Source organism: Pseudomonas sp. P108 (assembly GCF_032613195.1).
In the GTDB taxonomy this organism is placed as follows: domain Bacteria; phylum Pseudomonadota; class Gammaproteobacteria; order Pseudomonadales; family Pseudomonadaceae; genus Aquipseudomonas.
This window is the reverse complement of record NZ_CP126691.1, coordinates 5,034,530-5,052,358: the sequence shown is the minus strand read 5'-3', so window position 1 is coordinate 5,052,358 and position 17,829 is coordinate 5,034,530. Positions and strand designations below refer to the sequence as shown.

At 59.9% G+C, this 17,829-nt stretch carries 10 protein-coding genes; 9 read left to right on the top strand and 1 reads right to left on the bottom strand.

Annotation, left to right across the window (positions count from 1 at the left end):
* Positions 1-28 precede the first annotated feature (28 nt).
* The 5 genes from QOM10_RS22205 to QOM10_RS22185 all read left to right on the top strand — a co-directional run bounded on the left by QOM10_RS22205 (position 29) and on the right by QOM10_RS22185 (position 4,556).
* Positions 29-718, top strand: coding sequence for an ABC transporter permease (locus QOM10_RS22205; RefSeq protein WP_007912702.1), 690 nt, complete (start codon positions 29-31; stop codon positions 716-718).
* Positions 715-1,413 (top strand): ABC transporter permease, encoded by a 699-nt coding sequence (locus tag QOM10_RS22200; RefSeq protein WP_007912703.1) that lies wholly within the window; start codon positions 715-717, stop codon positions 1,411-1,413. Before QOM10_RS22205 ends, QOM10_RS22200 begins: the two co-directional genes overlap by 4 nt.
* A 1-nt stretch (position 1,414) precedes the next feature.
* Complete coding sequence (locus tag QOM10_RS22195) at positions 1,415-2,527, top strand: M14 family metallopeptidase (protein WP_316916943.1); 1,113 nt, start codon at positions 1,415-1,417, stop codon at positions 2,525-2,527.
* 27 nt (positions 2,528-2,554) lie between these two features.
* Complete coding sequence (locus QOM10_RS22190) at positions 2,555-3,319, top strand: ABC transporter ATP-binding protein (protein ID WP_007912705.1); 765 nt, start codon at positions 2,555-2,557, stop codon at positions 3,317-3,319.
* A 244-nt stretch (positions 3,320-3,563) separates the two neighbouring features.
* Positions 3,564-4,556, top strand: coding sequence for a GlxA family transcriptional regulator (locus QOM10_RS22185; RefSeq protein ID WP_177413875.1), 993 nt, complete (start codon positions 3,564-3,566; stop codon positions 4,554-4,556).
* Between the two features lie 37 nt (positions 4,557-4,593).
* Here the strand turns inward: QOM10_RS22185 and QOM10_RS22180 are convergent, their stop codons facing one another.
* The gene (locus QOM10_RS22180) at positions 4,594-12,408 is read right to left on the bottom strand and encodes a dermonecrotic toxin domain-containing protein (RefSeq protein WP_316916942.1); all 7,815 of its coding nucleotides are present in this window, start codon (positions 12,406-12,408) and stop codon (positions 4,594-4,596) included.
* A 305-nt stretch (positions 12,409-12,713) separates the two neighbouring features.
* On the opposite strand from QOM10_RS22180, the gene QOM10_RS22175 reads away from it, so the two are divergent.
* The 4 genes from QOM10_RS22175 (at position 12,714) to astD (ending at position 17,711) form a co-directional block, all read left to right on the top strand.
* Entirely contained in the window at positions 12,714-13,934 is a 1,221-nt protein-coding gene (locus tag QOM10_RS22175) for an aspartate aminotransferase family protein (protein WP_008077923.1), read from the top strand.
* Between the two features lie 214 nt (positions 13,935-14,148).
* Positions 14,149-15,168 carry an arginine/ornithine succinyltransferase subunit alpha gene (gene aruF / locus QOM10_RS22170; protein WP_007919353.1) on the top strand — a complete coding sequence of 340 codons (1,020 nt, stop codon included), beginning with the start codon at positions 14,149-14,151 and terminating at the stop codon, positions 15,166-15,168.
* Between the two features lie 51 nt (positions 15,169-15,219).
* Positions 15,220-16,245 (top strand): arginine N-succinyltransferase, encoded by a 1,026-nt coding sequence (gene astA / locus QOM10_RS22165; protein WP_160041483.1) that lies wholly within the window; start codon positions 15,220-15,222, stop codon positions 16,243-16,245.
* Positions 16,242-17,711, top strand: coding sequence for a succinylglutamate-semialdehyde dehydrogenase (gene astD / locus QOM10_RS22160; RefSeq protein WP_316918394.1), 1,470 nt, complete (start codon positions 16,242-16,244; stop codon positions 17,709-17,711). The genes astA and astD overlap by 4 nt, the downstream gene beginning before the upstream one ends.
* The last annotated feature ends 118 nt before the right edge of the window (positions 17,712-17,829 follow it).

Genomic DNA, 17,829 nt, shown 5'->3' with positions numbered 1-17,829 from the left:
TTCATCCCAACTTTCGAGGACCTGAATCATGTTGAAAGGCTACGGGGCTGTCATCCTCGATGGCGCATGGCTGACGCTTCAGCTCGCCTTGTCGTCCATGGCTCTGGCCATCGTTCTCGGGCTGATCGGTGTCGCGTTGCGCCTGTCGCCGGTGCGCTGGCTGGCCTGGCTGGGCGATCTGTATTCCACGGTGATCCGCGGGATTCCCGATCTGGTGCTGATCCTGCTGATCTTCTACGGCGGTCAGGACTTGCTCAACCGTGTCGCACCGATGCTCGGTTATGACGACTACATCGATTTGAATCCGCTGGCCGCCGGTATCGGCACCCTCGGTTTCATCTTCGGTGCGTACCTGTCGGAAACCTTCCGTGGCGCGTTCATGGCCATTCCCAAAGGTCAGGCCGAAGCCGGCATGGCGTACGGCATGAGCAGTTTTCAGGTGTTCTTCCGGGTGATGGTGCCGCAGATGATTCGTCTGGCGATTCCGGGCTTCACCAACAACTGGCTGGTACTGACCAAGGCGACCGCGCTGATTTCCGTGGTCGGTCTGCAAGACATGATGTTCAAGGCCAAGCAGGCGGCAGATGCCACCCGCGAGCCTTTCACCTTCTTCCTCGCAGTGGCGGCGATGTACCTGGTGATCACCAGTGTTTCGTTGCTGATCCTGCGTCAACTTGAGAAGCGCTACTCGGTAGGCGTAAGGGCGGCTGATCTATGATCTTCGACTACAACGTCATTTGGGAGGCCATGCCGCTGTACCTCGGCGGCCTGCTGACCACCCTCAAACTGCTCGCGCTGTCGCTGTTTTTCGGTCTGCTCGCGGCCCTGCCGCTGGGGCTGATGCGCGTCTCGAAGAACCCGGTCGTCAACGGCGCCGCGTGGCTTTACACCTACGTGATCCGTGGCACGCCGATGCTGGTGCAACTGTTCCTGATCTACTACGGTCTGGCGCAGTTTGAAGCGGTCCGCGAAAGCTTCTTGTGGCCATGGCTGTCCAGCGCAACGTTCTGCGCGTGCCTGGCCTTTGCGGTCAACACGAGCGCTTACACCGCCGAGATCATCGCCGGCAGCCTCAAGGCCACGCCGAACGGTGAGATCGAAGCGGCCAAGGCCATGGGCATGTCGCGCTTCAAACTGTACAAGCGCATCCTGCTGCCATCGGCCCTGCGCCGGGCGCTGCCGCAGTACAGCAACGAAGTGATCATGATGCTGCAGACCACCAGTCTGGCCTCCATCGTCACCTTGATCGACATCACTGGCGCGGCACGTACCGTCAACGCGCAGTTCTATCTGCCGTTCGAGGCGTACATCACCGCTGGTGTGTTCTACCTGTGCCTGACGTTCATTCTGGTCAAGCTGTTCAAACTGGCCGAGCGTCGCTGGTTGAGCTACCTGGCCCCGCGGAAGCATTGATATGGAACGCATCGACCACGTATTGCCGTGGAGCCACCTCGGCAGCGAGCGCAAGATTTCGGTCTTTCGCTTCGGCCATGGCGAGCGCAAGGCCTACATTCAGGCCAGCCTCCATGCTGACGAATTGCCGGGCATGCGCACCGCCTGGGAGCTGAAAAAGCGCCTCGGCGAACTCGAAGCCAAAGGCTTGCTCAACGGTGTCGTCGAACTGGTGCCAGTCGCCAACCCGATGGGTCTCGGGCAGTTGCTGCAAGGCAATCACCAGGGCCGTTTCGAAGCGGGCAGCGGCAAGAATTTCAACCGTGATTTCGTCGAGCTGAGTGCGCCGGTTGCGGCGGCATTGGCTGAGAGCCTCGGTGATGATCCGCACGCCAATGTGCGCCTGATCCGTCAGGCGATGGCTGATCACTTGGCGGCATTGCCGGAAGCGAGCAGCCAGTTGCAAGGCATGCAACGTGTGTTGCTCAGCCATGCCTGCACCGCTGATGTAGTGCTCGATCTGCATTGCGATGCCGAAGCCGCGTTGCACATGTACGCATTGCCACAGCACTGGCCGCAGTGGCGTTCGTTGGCGGCGCACCTGAATGTGAAGGTCGGATTGCTCGCGGAAGATTCCGGCGGCAGCTCGTTCGATGAAGCCTGCTCGCTGCCGTGGTTGCGTCTGTCGCGGCAGTTTCCCGATGCGCAGATTCCGCTGGCGTGTCTGGCGACGACCATTGAGCTGGGCGGTCAGGCCGATACCGGTCGCGCCGAAGCCTGCGCGTATGCTGAAGGCATTCTCGCGTTCCTCGCCGAGCAAGGTTTGATCACCGGTGAGTGGCCGAACCCGGCGCATGAAGCGTGTGAAGGCATGCCGTTCGAAGGCACCGAGTTGCTGCTCGCGCCGCATCCGGGCGTCGTAAGTTTTCTGCGCAAGCCCGGCGAATGGGTCGAGGCGGGCGACGAGATTTTTGAAGTGATTGATCCTCTGTCCGATCGGGTCAGCACGGTGTGTGCTGGTACCTCCGGGGTGCTGTTTGCCATTGAACGGCTGCGTTATGCCCAACCCGGTTTCTGGCTGGCCAAGGTGGCGGGGCGCGAAGCGCTGCGTCACGGGCGCTTGCTCAACGACTGACTGACTGTTTTTGTGAGAACCGACCGCATGTACAAACTTGAAGTCCAAGACCTGCATAAACGCTATGGCAGTCACGAAGTGCTCAAGGGCGTGTCCCTGAAAGCGGCAGCCGGCGATGTGATCAGCATCATCGGCTCCAGTGGCTCCGGCAAAAGTACTTTCCTGCGCTGCATCAACCTGCTCGAGCAGCCGCACGCGGGCAAGATTCTGCTCAACAACGAAGAGCTGAAACTGGTGGCGAACAAGGACGGCGCGCTGAAAGCCGCTGATCCGAAACAGCTGCAGCGCATGCGTTCGCGCCTGTCGATGGTGTTCCAGCATTTCAACCTGTGGTCGCACATGACTGCTATTGAAAACATCATGGAAGCGCCGGTTCACGTACTGGGCGTACCCAAGTACGAAGCCCGCGAAAAAGCCGAGTACTACCTGAACAAGGTCGGTGTGGCCCATCGTAAAGACGCGTTCCCGGGGCACATGTCCGGTGGCGAGCAGCAACGTGTGGCGATTGCCCGTGCGCTGGCGATGGAACCGGAAGTGATGCTGTTCGACGAACCAACCTCGGCGCTCGACCCGGAACTGGTCGGCGACGTGCTGAAGGTGATGCAAGCGCTGGCGCAGGAAGGTCGCACCATGGTTGTGGTCACGCACGAAATGGGCTTTGCCCGTGAAGTGTCGAACCAGTTGGTGTTCCTGCACAAAGGTGTTGTTGAAGAAAGCGGCAACCCGCGTGAAGTGCTGGTTAATCCGCAATCGGAACGTTTGCAACAATTCCTCTCGGGCAGTCTCAAGTAATCGCTGCCGTTATGCACCAAATTAGGTCATGCTTCGCGACTTAGAGACTGACCAAAATCCCTTGTAGGAGTGAGCCTGCTCGCGAAAGCGGTGGTTCAGACAGTAATAATGTTGACTGTTTCACCGCCATCGCGAGCAGGCTCACTCCTACATTTGATCTGCGCAGTTTCAAGATTTGTGTTCATTTACGGGCTAGCATTGGCCCATGCCTTCATCACTGTTCTTCGTTTCGGATCGCTCGCCCATGACTGCCCATCGAATTGGTTTCCTGATTTGGCCCAGCACTAAAGCGTTGACGCTGGCGCTGGCGGAGGAAGCCTTGCGTGTTGCTCAGCGTGTGCACCCGGACGTGGTTTACGAACTGTCGTTCTTGCAGGCCGAAGCCGTTACAGGAACCGGGGCCGAAGGCGCCTGGCAATTGCCCGGTGAGCCCTGGACCGGCAAGCTCGAAAACTTCCAGAAACTGTTCCTGCTCGCTGACGAGCCGCCGACCACGTTGGCCCCGGCACTCAGCAGTGCGCTAAAGCAACTGGTGCGTGCGGGTACCGTCATTGGCGGTTTGTCCGCTGGCGTTTATCCGTTGGCGCAACTCGGTTTGCTCGATGGTTATCGCGCCGCCGTGCACTGGCGCTGGCAGGATGATTTCGCCGAGCGTTTCCCGAAAGTCATCGCCACCAGTCATCTGTTCGACTGGGATCGCGATCGCCTGACCGCGTGTGGCGGCATGTCCGTGCTCGATCTGTTACTGGCGGTGCTGGCTCGCGATCACGGTGCAGAACTGGCCGGCGCCGTCTCGGAAGAACTGGTGGTTGAACGCATCCGCGAGGGTGGTGAGCGTCAGCGCATCCCCTTGCAGAACCGTCTCGGCTCCAGTCATCCGAAGCTCACCCAGGCGGTGTTGCTGATGGAAGCCAATATCGAAGAGCCACTGACCACCGACGAAATCGCCCAGCACGTGTGCGTATCCCGTCGTCAGTTGGAACGGATCTTCAAGCAATACCTCAACCGTGTGCCGAGCCAGTACTACCTGGAACTGCGCCTGAACAAGGCCCGGCAGATGTTGATGCAGACCAGCAAGTCGATCATCCAGATCGGCCTGTCGTGTGGCTTCTCTTCGGGGCCGCATTTCTCCAGCGCCTACCGCAATTTCTTCGGTGCCACGCCGCGGGAAGATCGCAACCAGCGGCGCAGCAGCAGCCCGTTCGAATTGTCGTCAGTGCCGCCCGAGCGCGGCTGAGTACTGGTTAGCCAACGCTCGCCAGTGCTCACTGTGCTTAGGGTTGTTCTTCGCCATCGGAAAAGCTTGAACCCTCAAAGTCGTCGAGTTCCTGGTGGAATCGGGTCCGCGCTTCTCGCTCCTTGAGCAGTCGCAATTCATTGGCCGCGTTGTAGGTTGTCAGACTCTGCTGGCTTTGCGGGCTTAATGGATTGTTACTGAAGTCATAGGTGACTGCTCTGCCCTCTGCGGAAAAGGGCAGTGGGACGGGCAGTTCGGTAATGGCGTTTGCGGAAAGATCTGCGTACGTCAACTGCGGCAGATCAAAAAGGCCGGTGGGCAGTTCAGTCAGTCCGGTGTCGCTTAGATGCAGTGAATGACACGCCTGCAGGTTTCTCAGATCCGGCGCACGCCCCAGCGGGTTGTGCTTCAAATCCAGGACGCGAAGGTTGGTCATGGCGGCCAGCGCATTCGCGCCTTGCTCCGTCAGAGCGATACGGCAACGACGCAGTGTCAGGCTTGTAAGGTTGTTCATGCGCAACACCGGCAGGGGAATTTCGTTGAGCTGATAGTCGCTGACGGCCAGTTCGCTCAGGTTTGGAAACAACTCAAGCAGACGCTCAACCCGTGGGTGTACCTGGGCTGTGCTGGTCAGTTTCAGTTTGCTGACCTGTTCGAAGCGACCGCTTAAGGCTGGCAGCTCGCCGGTAAACGATATTTCGAGTGTGACGTCTATGGGGGCCATGCGCGTCGGCGCCAGGCGCAAGCGTTGTTCCAGTTGCTTCATGAAATCCGTGCGCCGGGCACTTTCCTGGCGTAACACTTCGTCCGCAAGCCTCACACCGGTCACCGGATCGCGTGGAACCTCCTTCGCCCACACATCGAGTTGGTCATGTAGCGTGGCGAGGTCGCTCTGGCGACGCAGCAATTCAGTCCGTCCTTCGACCAGTGTCCCCGGCAGACCATAGATCAGATGACCGGCATCCGTTTCGCTGATGCCGGGATACAGGCTCTGAGTCAGCTCGATGTCCGCCTGGTCCGGCGCCACCCCAAGGTTCTGATAGCTGGACTGGTAATAGGTTTTTATCCGTTCTCGAGCGCCAGCGGATAGCGGATTGGCCCTCAGGACGACGCCGTTTGCGGCAAACCCGCTCATGTCTTGTGGCAGCTCAACAATGGCGTTTTCGTTGAGAAAGACGCCGCGCAGCTGAGGCAATTGGCCGACACCGGCAGGCACCTCGGTGATGCCGGTCCGGCTGAGTTCCAGCTCCGTCAACGCCAGCAACGAGCTGACGTCCGGCGTTGTAGCCAAAGGGTTGTTGTAGAGGTCCAGGCGCTTCAGTCGGCTGATTGCGGTCAGCGTGGCTTGCCCCGCCGCGTCGAATACAACCCCGCAACTGCTCAGAGTCAGCGTTTCGAGGCTCGGCATAAGTGTCAGTGCACGAGGGAGTCGACCCAGCGCGAAATTGCGCAGTTCCAGCGTTTGCAATCCGCTGAAGCAGGTGAGGAAGGCGTCCGGGGCATTCAAGGCGTTACTGCCCTGGATGGACAGGCGGGCAACGTGGCTGAAGTCGGCCGTCAGCGCTGGCAAGTCATCGGCAAAAGGTGCCTCGATATCAAGCGCGTTCAGCCTCAGCTCTGTCTTGTCGACGTTCCTGCTGCGCCAGAATCCTTCCAGTTGCTGACTGAACTGTCTCTTCTTGAACAGTTCTGTGGCTCGTTCAGATGCGCCCCAATACTCGCCGGTCGCGGGGTTACGGGTCAGTGCGCGTTCGGACCACGCACTCAAATCGCTGATCATCTGACTGATCTCCACTTCCCAGCGCAGCAGTTGTGCAGTGCCAGCCTGCAGTGTGCCCGGCAGGTGATAGATCATGTGGCTGGCATCGTCCTTGTCCATCCACGGGTACAGTCTTTGCGCGCAGTCCAGATCGCTGATGTCCGGCATAACGTCAAAGTTGCGCCCATGTTCGACGTAGTAGGTTTTGATACGCTCGCGGGCTGCCAGAGACAGTGGGTTGTTGGTCAGGTTGAGGCCGTCGGCCAGATCCAGGTCGAGGTTGAAAAACGCTTCGGGCAGATCGGTGATGCGGTTATCGTTGAACAAGGCGTTTTTCAGGCTCGGGTGATTGGCGACGCCATTGGGCACTGCCGTGATACCGCTATTGGACAACAGAATGTCACGCAGGGCCGGCAGGGGCTCAAGGTCGGGTATCACCGCCAGCGGGTTATTGCTCAGGTCGAGAAGCTCAAGGTCACTCAACGTAGCGAGCAGATGCTCGTCAGCCGGGGTGAGCGTCACGCCGCAGTCCCTCAGCGACAGCTCTGTCAGCGCTGGCAGTTGAGCCACTGCCTGGGGGATTTCGCCCAGGGGAAACTGTTGCAGGTCCAGTTCACGGGTGTTGAGGAACAAATTGAAGAACCTTTCCGGCGCACCAATGGCGGCGTTGCCTTTGAGCTTCAAGCCTGAGACGTGAGTGAAATCAACTGTCAGTCGGGGAAAGTCACCGAAGAATCGCAGGTCGGATTCGAAATAGTCCGCGCGCATGCCTGACTCGACTGACCTGTGGCGCCAGAACCGTTCCAGCTGTTGGCCGAACTCGGATCGGGCTGCGTACTGGTCGAACAGCTCGATCGCCGTAAGGATCTGCCCTGTGACGGGGTGAACACTCGGAACCTGTGGCGCCCACAAGGTCAGGTCGGATTTCAACTGATTGAGTTCGGCCCGCCACGCGACCAGTTGATTGCGGCTGTCGGCCAGGGTGCCGGGCAAATCGTAGATCACGTCGCTGGCCGCTTGCTCGTCCAGGGACGGGAACAGTTGGCGCATCAGGGCAATATCAGCATCGTCGGCTCGTACGTTGAAGTCGTGGCCCATGCGTCGGTAATAGCTTTTGACCTTGTTGCGTGTGGCGAGCGACAGGGGATTGCCGGAAAAATCGAAGCCGTCACTCTGATCGGCGGAATGCTCAAACACTGCATCGGGGATTTCGCTAATGCGGTTATCGCTGAAAATCGCGGTACGCAGATTCAGATGGCTGGCCACCCCGTCGGGCACTGCATTGATGCCGCAGTTGGACAGATCGAGATAAGTCAGCTCCGGGAGGAGGTTGAGGTCGGGGAAGGTGCCCAAGGGGTTGTTGCTCAAATCCAGCGTACGCAGGTGGTTGAGTGAAAGCAGGGTTGCCTGGTTTTCCGGGGTCAACACCACGCCGCAATCGTTGAGCTCCAGTGTGCTGAGGTGAGGCATCCTGATCTGTGCAAGCGCGATCGGTTCGAGGTCGAAGGCGTGCAGTTCCAGCGTGGTCAGATGATCAAAGCGCTGGATGAATGGCAGGGTGGCAGTGATGTTTTTATTACCCACCAGTGTCAGTCGGGTGGCGTGGTCGAAGTTGGTGCTGAGCACCGGCAGATCGCCAATGAACTCCAGTGTTGCGCTCAGCTCGCTGTCTCTGGCGGTCGTCGATCTGGAACGCCAGAACCGTTCAAGTCTCTGCCGGAACGCGTCTCTGGCATTGCGTTCCAGTAGCTGTTCTTCCAGCGTCAATGGCCGTTTGAACACAGGGTCGAGCGCAGGTATTTGAGTGACCCATTCGCTGAGTTCGGTCTGCAGTGTGGTGAGCTCGGTTTCCCAGCGAGCGAGCTGGGCCCGGCCTTCAACCCAGGTGCCGGGGAGCCGGTACAGGACCTCACTGGCCTGGTCGGCATTCAGTTCAGGAAACAACGTGGTGGTGCGCAAGACATCCGCAGGCTCCTGGCGTACCCCGAACTGCTTGCCCGTGTGGTTATAGAATGTTTTTACTTTCTCCCGCGTGGCGGCCGACAGCGGGTTGTCGGCAAAACCGTAACCGTCACTGAGGGAGCTGGCCAGGTCGAAAAAGGCATCCGGTATTTCCGTGATCCGGTTGCCATCGAAACTGCCGGTGATCAATTGCGGGTGATCAAGCAGATTGGCGGGCACGGTTTCGATACCCGTGTTTGATAGATTGAGGTAGCGCAGCGTCGGTATTGCGCTGACGTCGGGAGGTGTCCCCAGTGCATTGCCAAGCAGATCCAGCAATGAAAGGTTGGACAATGATGCAAGCACTGCCTGGTTGGCCGTCGAGTGGCTGATGCCGCAGTTGCGCAAGATCAACTGGCGCAATTGCGGCATGGCCGTGAAAGCCTGGGGCAGGCTCGGCAGGTTGAGGTTTTGCGCATCCAGGTACAGCAGCGACGGGAAACTTTGCAGGAACGCGTCCACTGCTCCGGTTTGCACGCTGCCATTGATCGACAGCATGGCGACGTGACTGAAATCCGCTTCCAGTGCGGGCAACTCGCCCAGTATCGGTTGCGCAATCTGCAGCATGTTTCCGGCGGGGCCGCGGGTTTGCCGGCGCCAGCAACGTAGCAGTGCATCCCTGAGCAAGGCGCGATTCTGCAGGGCTTCCCGACGCTCGATGTAGGTTAGCGGCTGACCGTTTTGCGGATGGTTGGCGGGTACGTCGATTTCCCATCGGCGCAGGTCATCACTGAGCTTGCTGTACTCGATGTGGCGCCGGGCCAGATCCGCGTTCAGTGCCGCAGTATCATGCTGAAAGGCAGCGACGAAATTTCGCGCTTCTTCGTTGGAGAAGCCTCGATAGAGTGCCTGTACACGCTCCTCGGGACGGATGATTCGTTGGCCTGCCGTGACCAGATTGTCCTGATTTTCTATGCCGATCACACCGAGTTCGCCGGCTTCAAAAAAGCCGGCATCGTCACGGCTCCGTGGCAGTGTCGGCCGTTGATCGGCGAAGCCGGCCAGTCGCAGTGTGTCCACGCCAGGCTGGCGAATCGGTGCATCGAACAGCACGCTGCGCAGCTCATTGCGCTCTAGTGTGCGCTCGCGGATCGCCGCTTTCAGCGCATCAGCCTGGCCGATCTGCAGGTTCAGGTTTTGGCGTTCACTGTCCGGTAATGCGTACAACAGGCTGGAGTAGAAGTCAGTGGCCGAATGCAGTTCCTGACCGCGATCGTCGTAAGGTTGATAGCGGCCGTCGCGCTGACGAACCAGCACTTTGTGTGCGGGGGCAGCGTCGCGTCCGATGCTGTCGAGCACCGCCCCTTCGTAATGTGCGTCGCGGATCTCGATACGCACATCGCCGCTCCAGCCAGGCAATAGCTTGAGGCTGTGCAACGCCAGGGAGTCGGAATCGGGGTTGTTGGTGGCTTTCAATTGCAGGCCTTCGTACGCCCGGGTGACGCGCACCTCCTGGCTGGCCAGTTGCATGAGCTCCTGCTGGCGCGCCGGCAGTTGCCCATCATTGATCTGACGCAGTTCACCGCCGGTGGCCGTGTCGAGCAGTTCGCGGGTGACGCTGGCCGGCAAGCCGGGCTGATGTCGATCCAGTTGTTGTGCCAGTGGATCGTCAATGCGCTGCAGTGCCTGATAACGCGATTCGAACAGCGTGGTGCGGTGGCGTCTGCTGAGCTGGGCCAATTGCTTGCGCAGCGTTTGGCTGCGCACTTGCACGGAATGCGTTGGCCCGCTGAAGGGTTCTGCGAGCAGGTTTTTGGTTTGCTGCTCGTCCAGGGCGCCAAGCAGTGTCTTCAGCACATCGCCGTCGGGCTCTTGGTGAAACTCGGTCAGTGGCAGGGTTTCGTCAGCGGAGGACTGCCAGATCAGCTCGCCCTGTTGATCGATGAAACGCAGGCGCTGGCTGCGTGGCCAGCGACCATGGTCCGTCAACAGTTGCAGCTGCGTCACGGGGTCGACGCGCAGGTATTCTTGCGCATCGCTGCTATCGAGTTGGTCGCTCAGCCGTTGCAGTTCCTGATCGATCTTGAAGCGCTGGATGCTGTCGGCCAGAAGTGGCGGCAAGGTTTGCTGATCAGCATGCATTTTGCGCAAGGCATCTTCGTTGACGCCGCTGACTTGCAGAATCGTCTCGCGCTCGGCGGGGGAAAACGACTCTACGCAAGGCCCGATGCGTTGCAGCGCAGTGGCGCCGCCCCAATCCAGTGGTTGCTCGAGTTCGGTGTGCCAGGCGCCGGCACCGTTGTGTCGCACAACGGGTTGATAGGCGTCGGCGCGGGTCGGGTGTTCGATACGGTATTGGCCAGGAATCGAGCTTTCGTTGACGGCGAAGTGTGCGTCGTCGAGAGGCAGCAGTTGCTTGCCCTGATGTTGATGCAGGCCAAGCTCACTGGCCTTTGAGCCAGTATCAGGAAGGCTTGTGTGTTGATAGCGGGCGAGGTTCGGGTCCCAATAGCGGGTTTGTTCGTTGGCCAGTCGCACAGGTTTGAAGCGGTCGATGAACGCGACAATCTCCTTGGGCAATATCTTGCGAAACTCGGCAGCGCCAATCGCACCACCAACGGCGAAAGTGCCGAGCTGGACTAGCGATTCGACTGTGCCCATCAGGTGTTCGAACGCTTCGGTTTTACGCCCTTGCGCCCATTCGATGATGCCTTCGAACGCTTCGTCGAGAAACTGATAGGCCATGTACGCCATCATCGCTTCGCCCAGAACCGGCACGAATGGCGCGACGACCAGTGCGGCGGTCTGCGCAATCGTGGTGATGATGTTGACCACCGAATCCCAGAAGGCCCAGCGTGCCTTCTGGTCCACCGCTGCGGTGGGAACGGCAATGACCTGAGCGTCATTGAGGATCTTGTTCAGTCGGGTCTGGTAGAGGTGCTGCCACAGATCGTCGGCGAACGGCTCGAGCCCCGACTGCAGATCGGGGCGCTCGACCGGCGCTTCACGCCATGTAGGCAGCGCGTTGCCTGGCTCGTGGGGGTGCCACTTGATCTGCGTGAGTCGACTGTTCAGCGTGCTGAAGAAAGCCCCCCGTTGATCGTGGTTGACGAATCGGCTGAAGAATTGCTGGTAATCCTTCGAACGCAGTTGTCGTGTCAGTTCAACCACCATTTCGGCCGCTGAGGCATATTCCTTGAAGGGATGCTCGGGATCATCCGGAACGTAGGCCACCACCCGTGCGGCGCTGCGAGACACGTACAGATCCGGGGCAAACACGACAATTCCGGTGAGCGACGCGCCCAGCAGGGTTATGTCATGGCTGCGTACCGGCGCGTCCTTGACATAGAGGCCGCCCAACCCGTCAAGCATCGCTTCAACCAGACGAGAGTAACTTTGCGATATGTCCCGGTTCATTAGCGCCCATTGCAGAGCGGCTTTCATGGAGGCTTTGGCACTGGCGTCTATTTTCTTTCGCAGTGCTGACTTCACCGTCGAATCGGTAAAACCCAGCGTGTCTTCGAGTTTTTTCTTGTACTGCGCGCCGATATCCAGCCGTCGGCACAACTGGACGAACGCCGAAATGCTCAGTTTGGCTTTGATCGACGGCAGGGCTTCGAACTGGCCTGTGGAGGAGGGGCGGGTGGTGTAGGTCGACGCGGCTTCGAAGGCTGCCGCGTAGCTTTCCTTTTCCTCGAAGTTATGCAGCGCGGCATCCAGCAGCGAGACGGACCAGACGCGCGCGCCTGTGCTTATCGGAAACCACGGCGTGGTGGCGGGAATGTACAGGCGTACAAATGTGGTTCTGACATCCAGATCCAGATCGAAACACTTTTTCAGCTCTGCCTGGAGCAACGGTTCGGCAAAGGCGCTGGCGTCTTGCAGGTGTTCAAGGCTTTTATCGACCTCACTTTGAGCGGCCATGTGGGCGGCATTTAGGCTTTTCATCTGTGCGTGTTGCGTGGCGGGCGCAGATTGCACGGGGGACGAGCGTTGCGGCGAAATACGCTTGAGTGCCTCGCGGCGAGCGACTGAGGCACTGCCCAGCCAATCGGGGATGGCGTTCTTCAGCGGCAGGTAATGATCGTCAGGGTGTTGGGCATCGTTGGTGTCGGGCGGGGATGCCGGTTGTTGTCCTTCGGGCAAGTTCATTGGCCATTCCTTGGGCGTTGAAAGGAATGCCCAGCAAATCAGCAAATGGCGATCGAGGTGCGGTACATATTTATAGCTTTGCTGCGAGGTTGAGTTGCTATTCTCTGCAGCCTGCCGCAAATCGGCAGGGCCAGTTAAACTGCGCCTTTGCGACGCTATTTGTCGCATTGCCGTAAACCCGTGAAAATCCGGGGTTTGCGCTATAAGAAGTTGTCGCTTGGCGACAAGGCCGGGCAGAAAACTGTCCTTACAATCCCCCCATCGCTCGCCAGTTTCAGGCGGGTGGCCCTCATCAGGAGACTCCGATGTCCGTTGAGCACGCTGCGGTACAACGCGCCGATTTCGACCAGGTAATGGTTCCCAACTACGCGCCTGCCGCTTTTATTCCGGTGCGTGGCGCCGGTTCCCGTGTCTGGGATCAGGCCGGCCGCGAGCTGATCGACTTCGCCGGCGGGATTGCCGTTAACGTATTGGGCCACGCGCACCCGGCGCTGGTCGGTGCACTGACCGAGCAAGCGAACAAGCTGTGGCACGTGTCCAACGTGTTCACCAACGAACCGGCCCTGCGCCTGGCGCACAAGCTGATCGACGCCACATTCGCCGAGCGCGTGTTCTTCTGCAACTCCGGCGCTGAAGCCAACGAGGCCGCGTTCAAGCTGGCCCGTCGTGTGGCGTTCGACCGTTTCGGCACTGAGAAGTACGAAATCATCGCCGCGCTGAACAGCTTCCACGGCCGTACTTTGTTCACCGTCAACGTCGGTGGCCAGTCGAAGTACTCCGACGGTTTCGGCCCGAAAATCACCGGCATCACCCACGTGCCTTATAACGATCTGGCAGCGCTCAAAGCCGCCGTTTCCGACAAGACCTGTGCGGTCGTGCTGGAACCGATCCAGGGCGAAGGCGGCGTACTGCCGGCCGAACTGGCTTACCTGCAAGGTGCCCGCGAACTGTGCGACGCGAACAACGCGCTGCTGGTGTTCGACGAAGTGCAGACCGGCATGGGCCGCAGCGGCAAGCTGTTCGCCTACCAGCATTACGGCGTGACCCCGGACATCCTCACCAGCGCCAAGAGCCTGGGCGGCGGTTTCCCGATCGCGGCGATGCTGACCACCGAAGCGCTGGCCAAACATCTGGTTGTCGGCACTCACGGCACCACCTACGGCGGCAACCCGCTGGCGTGCGCGGTCGCTGAAGCGGTGATCGACGTGATCAATACCCCGGAAGTGCTGAACGGTGTGAACGCCAAGCACGACAAGTTCAAGGCGCGCCTTGAGCAGATCGGCGAGAAATACGGCCTGTTCACACAGGTGCGTGGCCTCGGTCTGCTGATCGGTTGCGTGCTTAGCGATGCCTGGAAAGGCAAAGCCAAAGACATCTTCAACGCCGCTGAAAAAGAAGGCCTGATGATTCTGCAAGCCGGCCCGGACGTGATCCGTTTCGCCCCGAGCCTGGTGGTGGAAGACGCCGATATCGATGCCGGTCTCGACCGTTTCGAACGCGCTGCTGCAGCACTGACGCAAGCCTGATAGACCCTTCGGCGCCTGGAGTTTTTCAGGCGTCGATCAAAATTTTATGCCGGACCAGATCAACTGTAGGAGTGAGCCTGCTCGCGATTGCGGTATGTCAGTCGACTCATTGGTTTCTGACAGACCGCAATCGCGAGCAGGCTCACTCCTACATTGATCTCCATGTAGGCCCGGTTATTTTTTCTGTGAATTGATAAGAGAAAGGAGTGACACCATGCTGGTGATGCGCCCTGCGCAAATGGCTGATCTGGGCGAGGTACAGCGTCTGGCTGCGGACAGCCCGATTGGTGTCACTTCCTTGCCGGATGACGTGGAACGTCTGAGCGACAAGATCGCCGCGAGCGAAGCTTCGTTCGCCGCCGAAGTGAGCTTCAACGGTGAAGAGAGCTATTTCTTCGTCCTCGAAGACTCCACCACCGGCAAACTGGTCGGTTGCTCGGCGATTGTCGCCTCGGCCGGTTATTCGGAGCCGTTCTACAGCTTCCGCAACGAGACCTTCGTCCACGCTTCGCGCGAGCTGAAGATCCACAACAAGATCCACGTGCTTTCGCAGTGCCATGACCTGACCGGCAACAGCTTGCTGACCAGTTTCTACGTGCAGCGCGAGCTGGTCGGTTCGCCGTGGTCCGAGCTCAACTCCCGTGGCCGTCTGCTGTTCGTTGCCAGCCACCCGGAGCGTTTCGCTGATTCGGTGGTCACCGAGATCGTCGGTTACAGCGACGAGAACGGCGACTCGCCATTCTGGGATGCAATCGGGCGCAACTTCTTTGACCTCAACTACGCCGAAGCCGAGCGTCTGTGCGGGCTGAAAAGCCGTACATTCCTCGCCGAGCTGATGCCGCATTATCCGATCTACGTGCCGCTGCTGCCGGATTCCGCCCAAGAGGCGATGGGCCAGGTGCATCCACGTGCGCAGATCACCTTCGACATCCTGATGCGCGAAGGCTTCGAGACTGATCACTACATCGACATTTTCGACGGTGGCCCGACCCTGCATGCGCGCGTTTCGGGGATTCGTTCGATCGCCCAGAGCCGCGTGGTGCCGGTGAAGATCGGCGAGCCGGTGAAAGGTGCCGGGCGCCAGTATCTGGTGGCCAACGCGCAGTTGCAGGATTACCGCGCGGTGCTGCTGGAACTGGATTACGCGCCGGGCAAACCGGTGACTCTGGATCTGGAAGCGGCCGAAGCCCTGGGCGTCGGTGAAGGTGCCAGCGTGCGCCTGGTGGCGGTTTAACGCCTTAGCGAGTTTCACGGGTGGCGAAAGCGGCCCGTTTGAGGAGATAGCATGATTGTTCGTCCCGTACGCAGCAGCGATTTAGCCGCTCTGATCGACCTGGCCCGCAGCACCGGCACCGGTCTGACCACTTTGCCGGCCAACGAAGAACGTCTGGCCCACCGGGTCGGCTGGGCCGAGAAGACCTTTCGCGGTGAAGCCGGCCGTGGCGATGCGGACTACCTGTTCGTGCTCGAAGACGACGACGGTCGCGTGGTGGGGATTTCCGCCATTGCTGGTGCTGTCGGCATGCGTGAGCCTTGGTACAACTTCCGTGTCGGTCTGACGGTCAGCGCTTCGCAAGAGTTGAACATCTATCGCGAGATTCCGACGCTGTTTCTGGCCAACGACCTGACCGGTAATTCCGAGCTGTGCTCGCTGTTCCTGCACGCCGATTACCGCAGCGGTCTGAACGGCCGCATGCTGTCGAAGGCGCGGATGCTGTTCATCGCTGAGTTCCCGGAATTGTTCGGCAACAAGATCATCGCCGAGATGCGCGGTGTCTCCGATGACGCCGGCCGTTCGCCGTTCTGGGAAAGTCTGGGTCGGCACTTCTTCAAAATGGAATTCAGCCAGGCCGATTACCTCACCGGTGTCGGCAACAAGGCGTTCATCGCTGAACTGATGCCGAAATTCCCGCTGTACACCTGCTTCCTCTCCGAAGGCGCACGTAACGTCATCGGTCAGGTGCATCCGGACACCGAGCCGGCCCTGGCGATGCTCAAGGGCGAAGGGTTCAGCTATCAGGGTTACGTCGACATCTTCGACGCCGGCCCGGCCATCGAATGCGAAACCGGCAAGATCCGCGCAGTGCGTGACAGCGAAGCGCTGGTGCTCGCCGTCGGTACTCCGGGCGACGACGCCACGCCGTTCATCATCCATAACCGCAAGCGCGAAGACTGCCGCATCACCGCTGCGCCGGCGCGTCTCGCTGCCGGCACGCTGGTGGTCGATCCGCAGACCGCCAAACGTCTTCAACTCAACGCTGGTGATCAAGTGCGCGCCGTGGCGTTGTCCGCTGCACGGGAGTCGAAATAATGAATTCGCTATACATCGCAGGTGAGTGGCTGGCCGGTCAGGGCGAGGCCTTTCAATCGCTGAACCCGGTGACCCAGCAAGTGCTGTGGTCGGGGGAGGGCGCCACGGCTGCTCAGGTTGAATCGGCCGTGCAGGCTGCACGTCAGGCCTTTCCGGGCTGGGCGCGTCGTACGCTGGAAGAGCGCATCACTGTGCTTGAGGCCTTCGCCGCGTCGCTGAAAAACCACGCTGACGAACTGGCTCGCACCATTGGTGAAGAGACCGGCAAGCCGCTGTGGGAATCCGCGACCGAAGTGACCAGCATGGTCAACAAGATTGCCATCTCGGTGCAGAGCTACCGCGAGCGTACCGGCGAGAAGAGCGGCCCGTTGGGCGACGCCACCGCCGTACTGCGTCACAAGCCGCACGGTGTGGTTGCGGTGTTCGGTCCTTACAACTTCCCCGGCCACTTGCCGAACGGTCACATTGTTCCGGCATTGCTGGCCGGTAACAGCGTGCTGTTCAAGCCAAGCGAGCTGACGCCGAAAGTCGCCGAGCTGACGGTCAAGTGCTGGATCGAAGCGGGTCTGCCGGCAGGCGTTTTGAACCTGCTGCAAGGCGCTCGCGAAACCGGCATCGCACTGGCGGCGAACCCGGGCATCGATGGCCTGTTCTTCACCGGTTCCAGCCGCACCGGCAATCATCTGCACCAGCAATTCGCCGGGCGTCCGGACAAGATTCTCGCGTTGGAAATGGGCGGCAACAACCCGCTGGTGGTTGATGAGGTCGCGGATCTGGATGCGGCGGTCTACACGATCATTCAGTCGGCGTTCATCTCTGCCGGCCAGCGTTGCACCTGTGCACGCCGTCTGCTGGTGCCGCAAGGCGCGCGGGGCGACGGCCTGCTCAAGCGCCTGGTTGAGGTCAGCGCGACCATTGAAGTCGGAGCGTTCGATCAGCAACCGGCGCCGTTCATGGGCTCGGTGATTTCCCTCGGCGCAGCGAAAGCGCTGATGGACGCTCAAGAGCATCTGTTGGCCAACGGCGCGGTTTCGTTGCTGGAAATGACTCAGCCACAGGCACAAGCCGCGTTGCTGACTCCGGGCATTCTCGATGTGAGCGCTGTTGCCGAGCGTCCGGACGAAGAATTGTTCGGCCCGTTGCTGCAAGTGATCCGCTACACCGATTTCGAAGCGGCGATCGCTGAAGCCAATGACACCGCTTATGGTCTGGCCGCTGGTTTGTTGTCCGATTCCGAAGCGCGTTATCAGCAGTTCTGGCTGGAAAGCCGCGCCGGGATCGTCAACTGGAATAAACAGCTGACCGGTGCTGCGAGCAGCGCGCCGTTCGGCGGTGTGGGTGCCTCGGGCAACCATCGCGCCAGCGCCTATTACGCGGCGGATTACTGCGCGTACCCGGTAGCGTCGCTGGAAACGCCGAGCCTGGTGTTGCCATCGGCCCTCACGCCAGGCGTGAAAATGGCGTGATGCCCATTCGCGAGCAAGCTCGCTCCCACAGGTTCAGTGGTGTTCACACATGTTGTGTCCAACATAAATCCTGTGGGAGCGAGCCTGCTCGCGAAGGCCGCGCCTCGGTCTAAAAGAA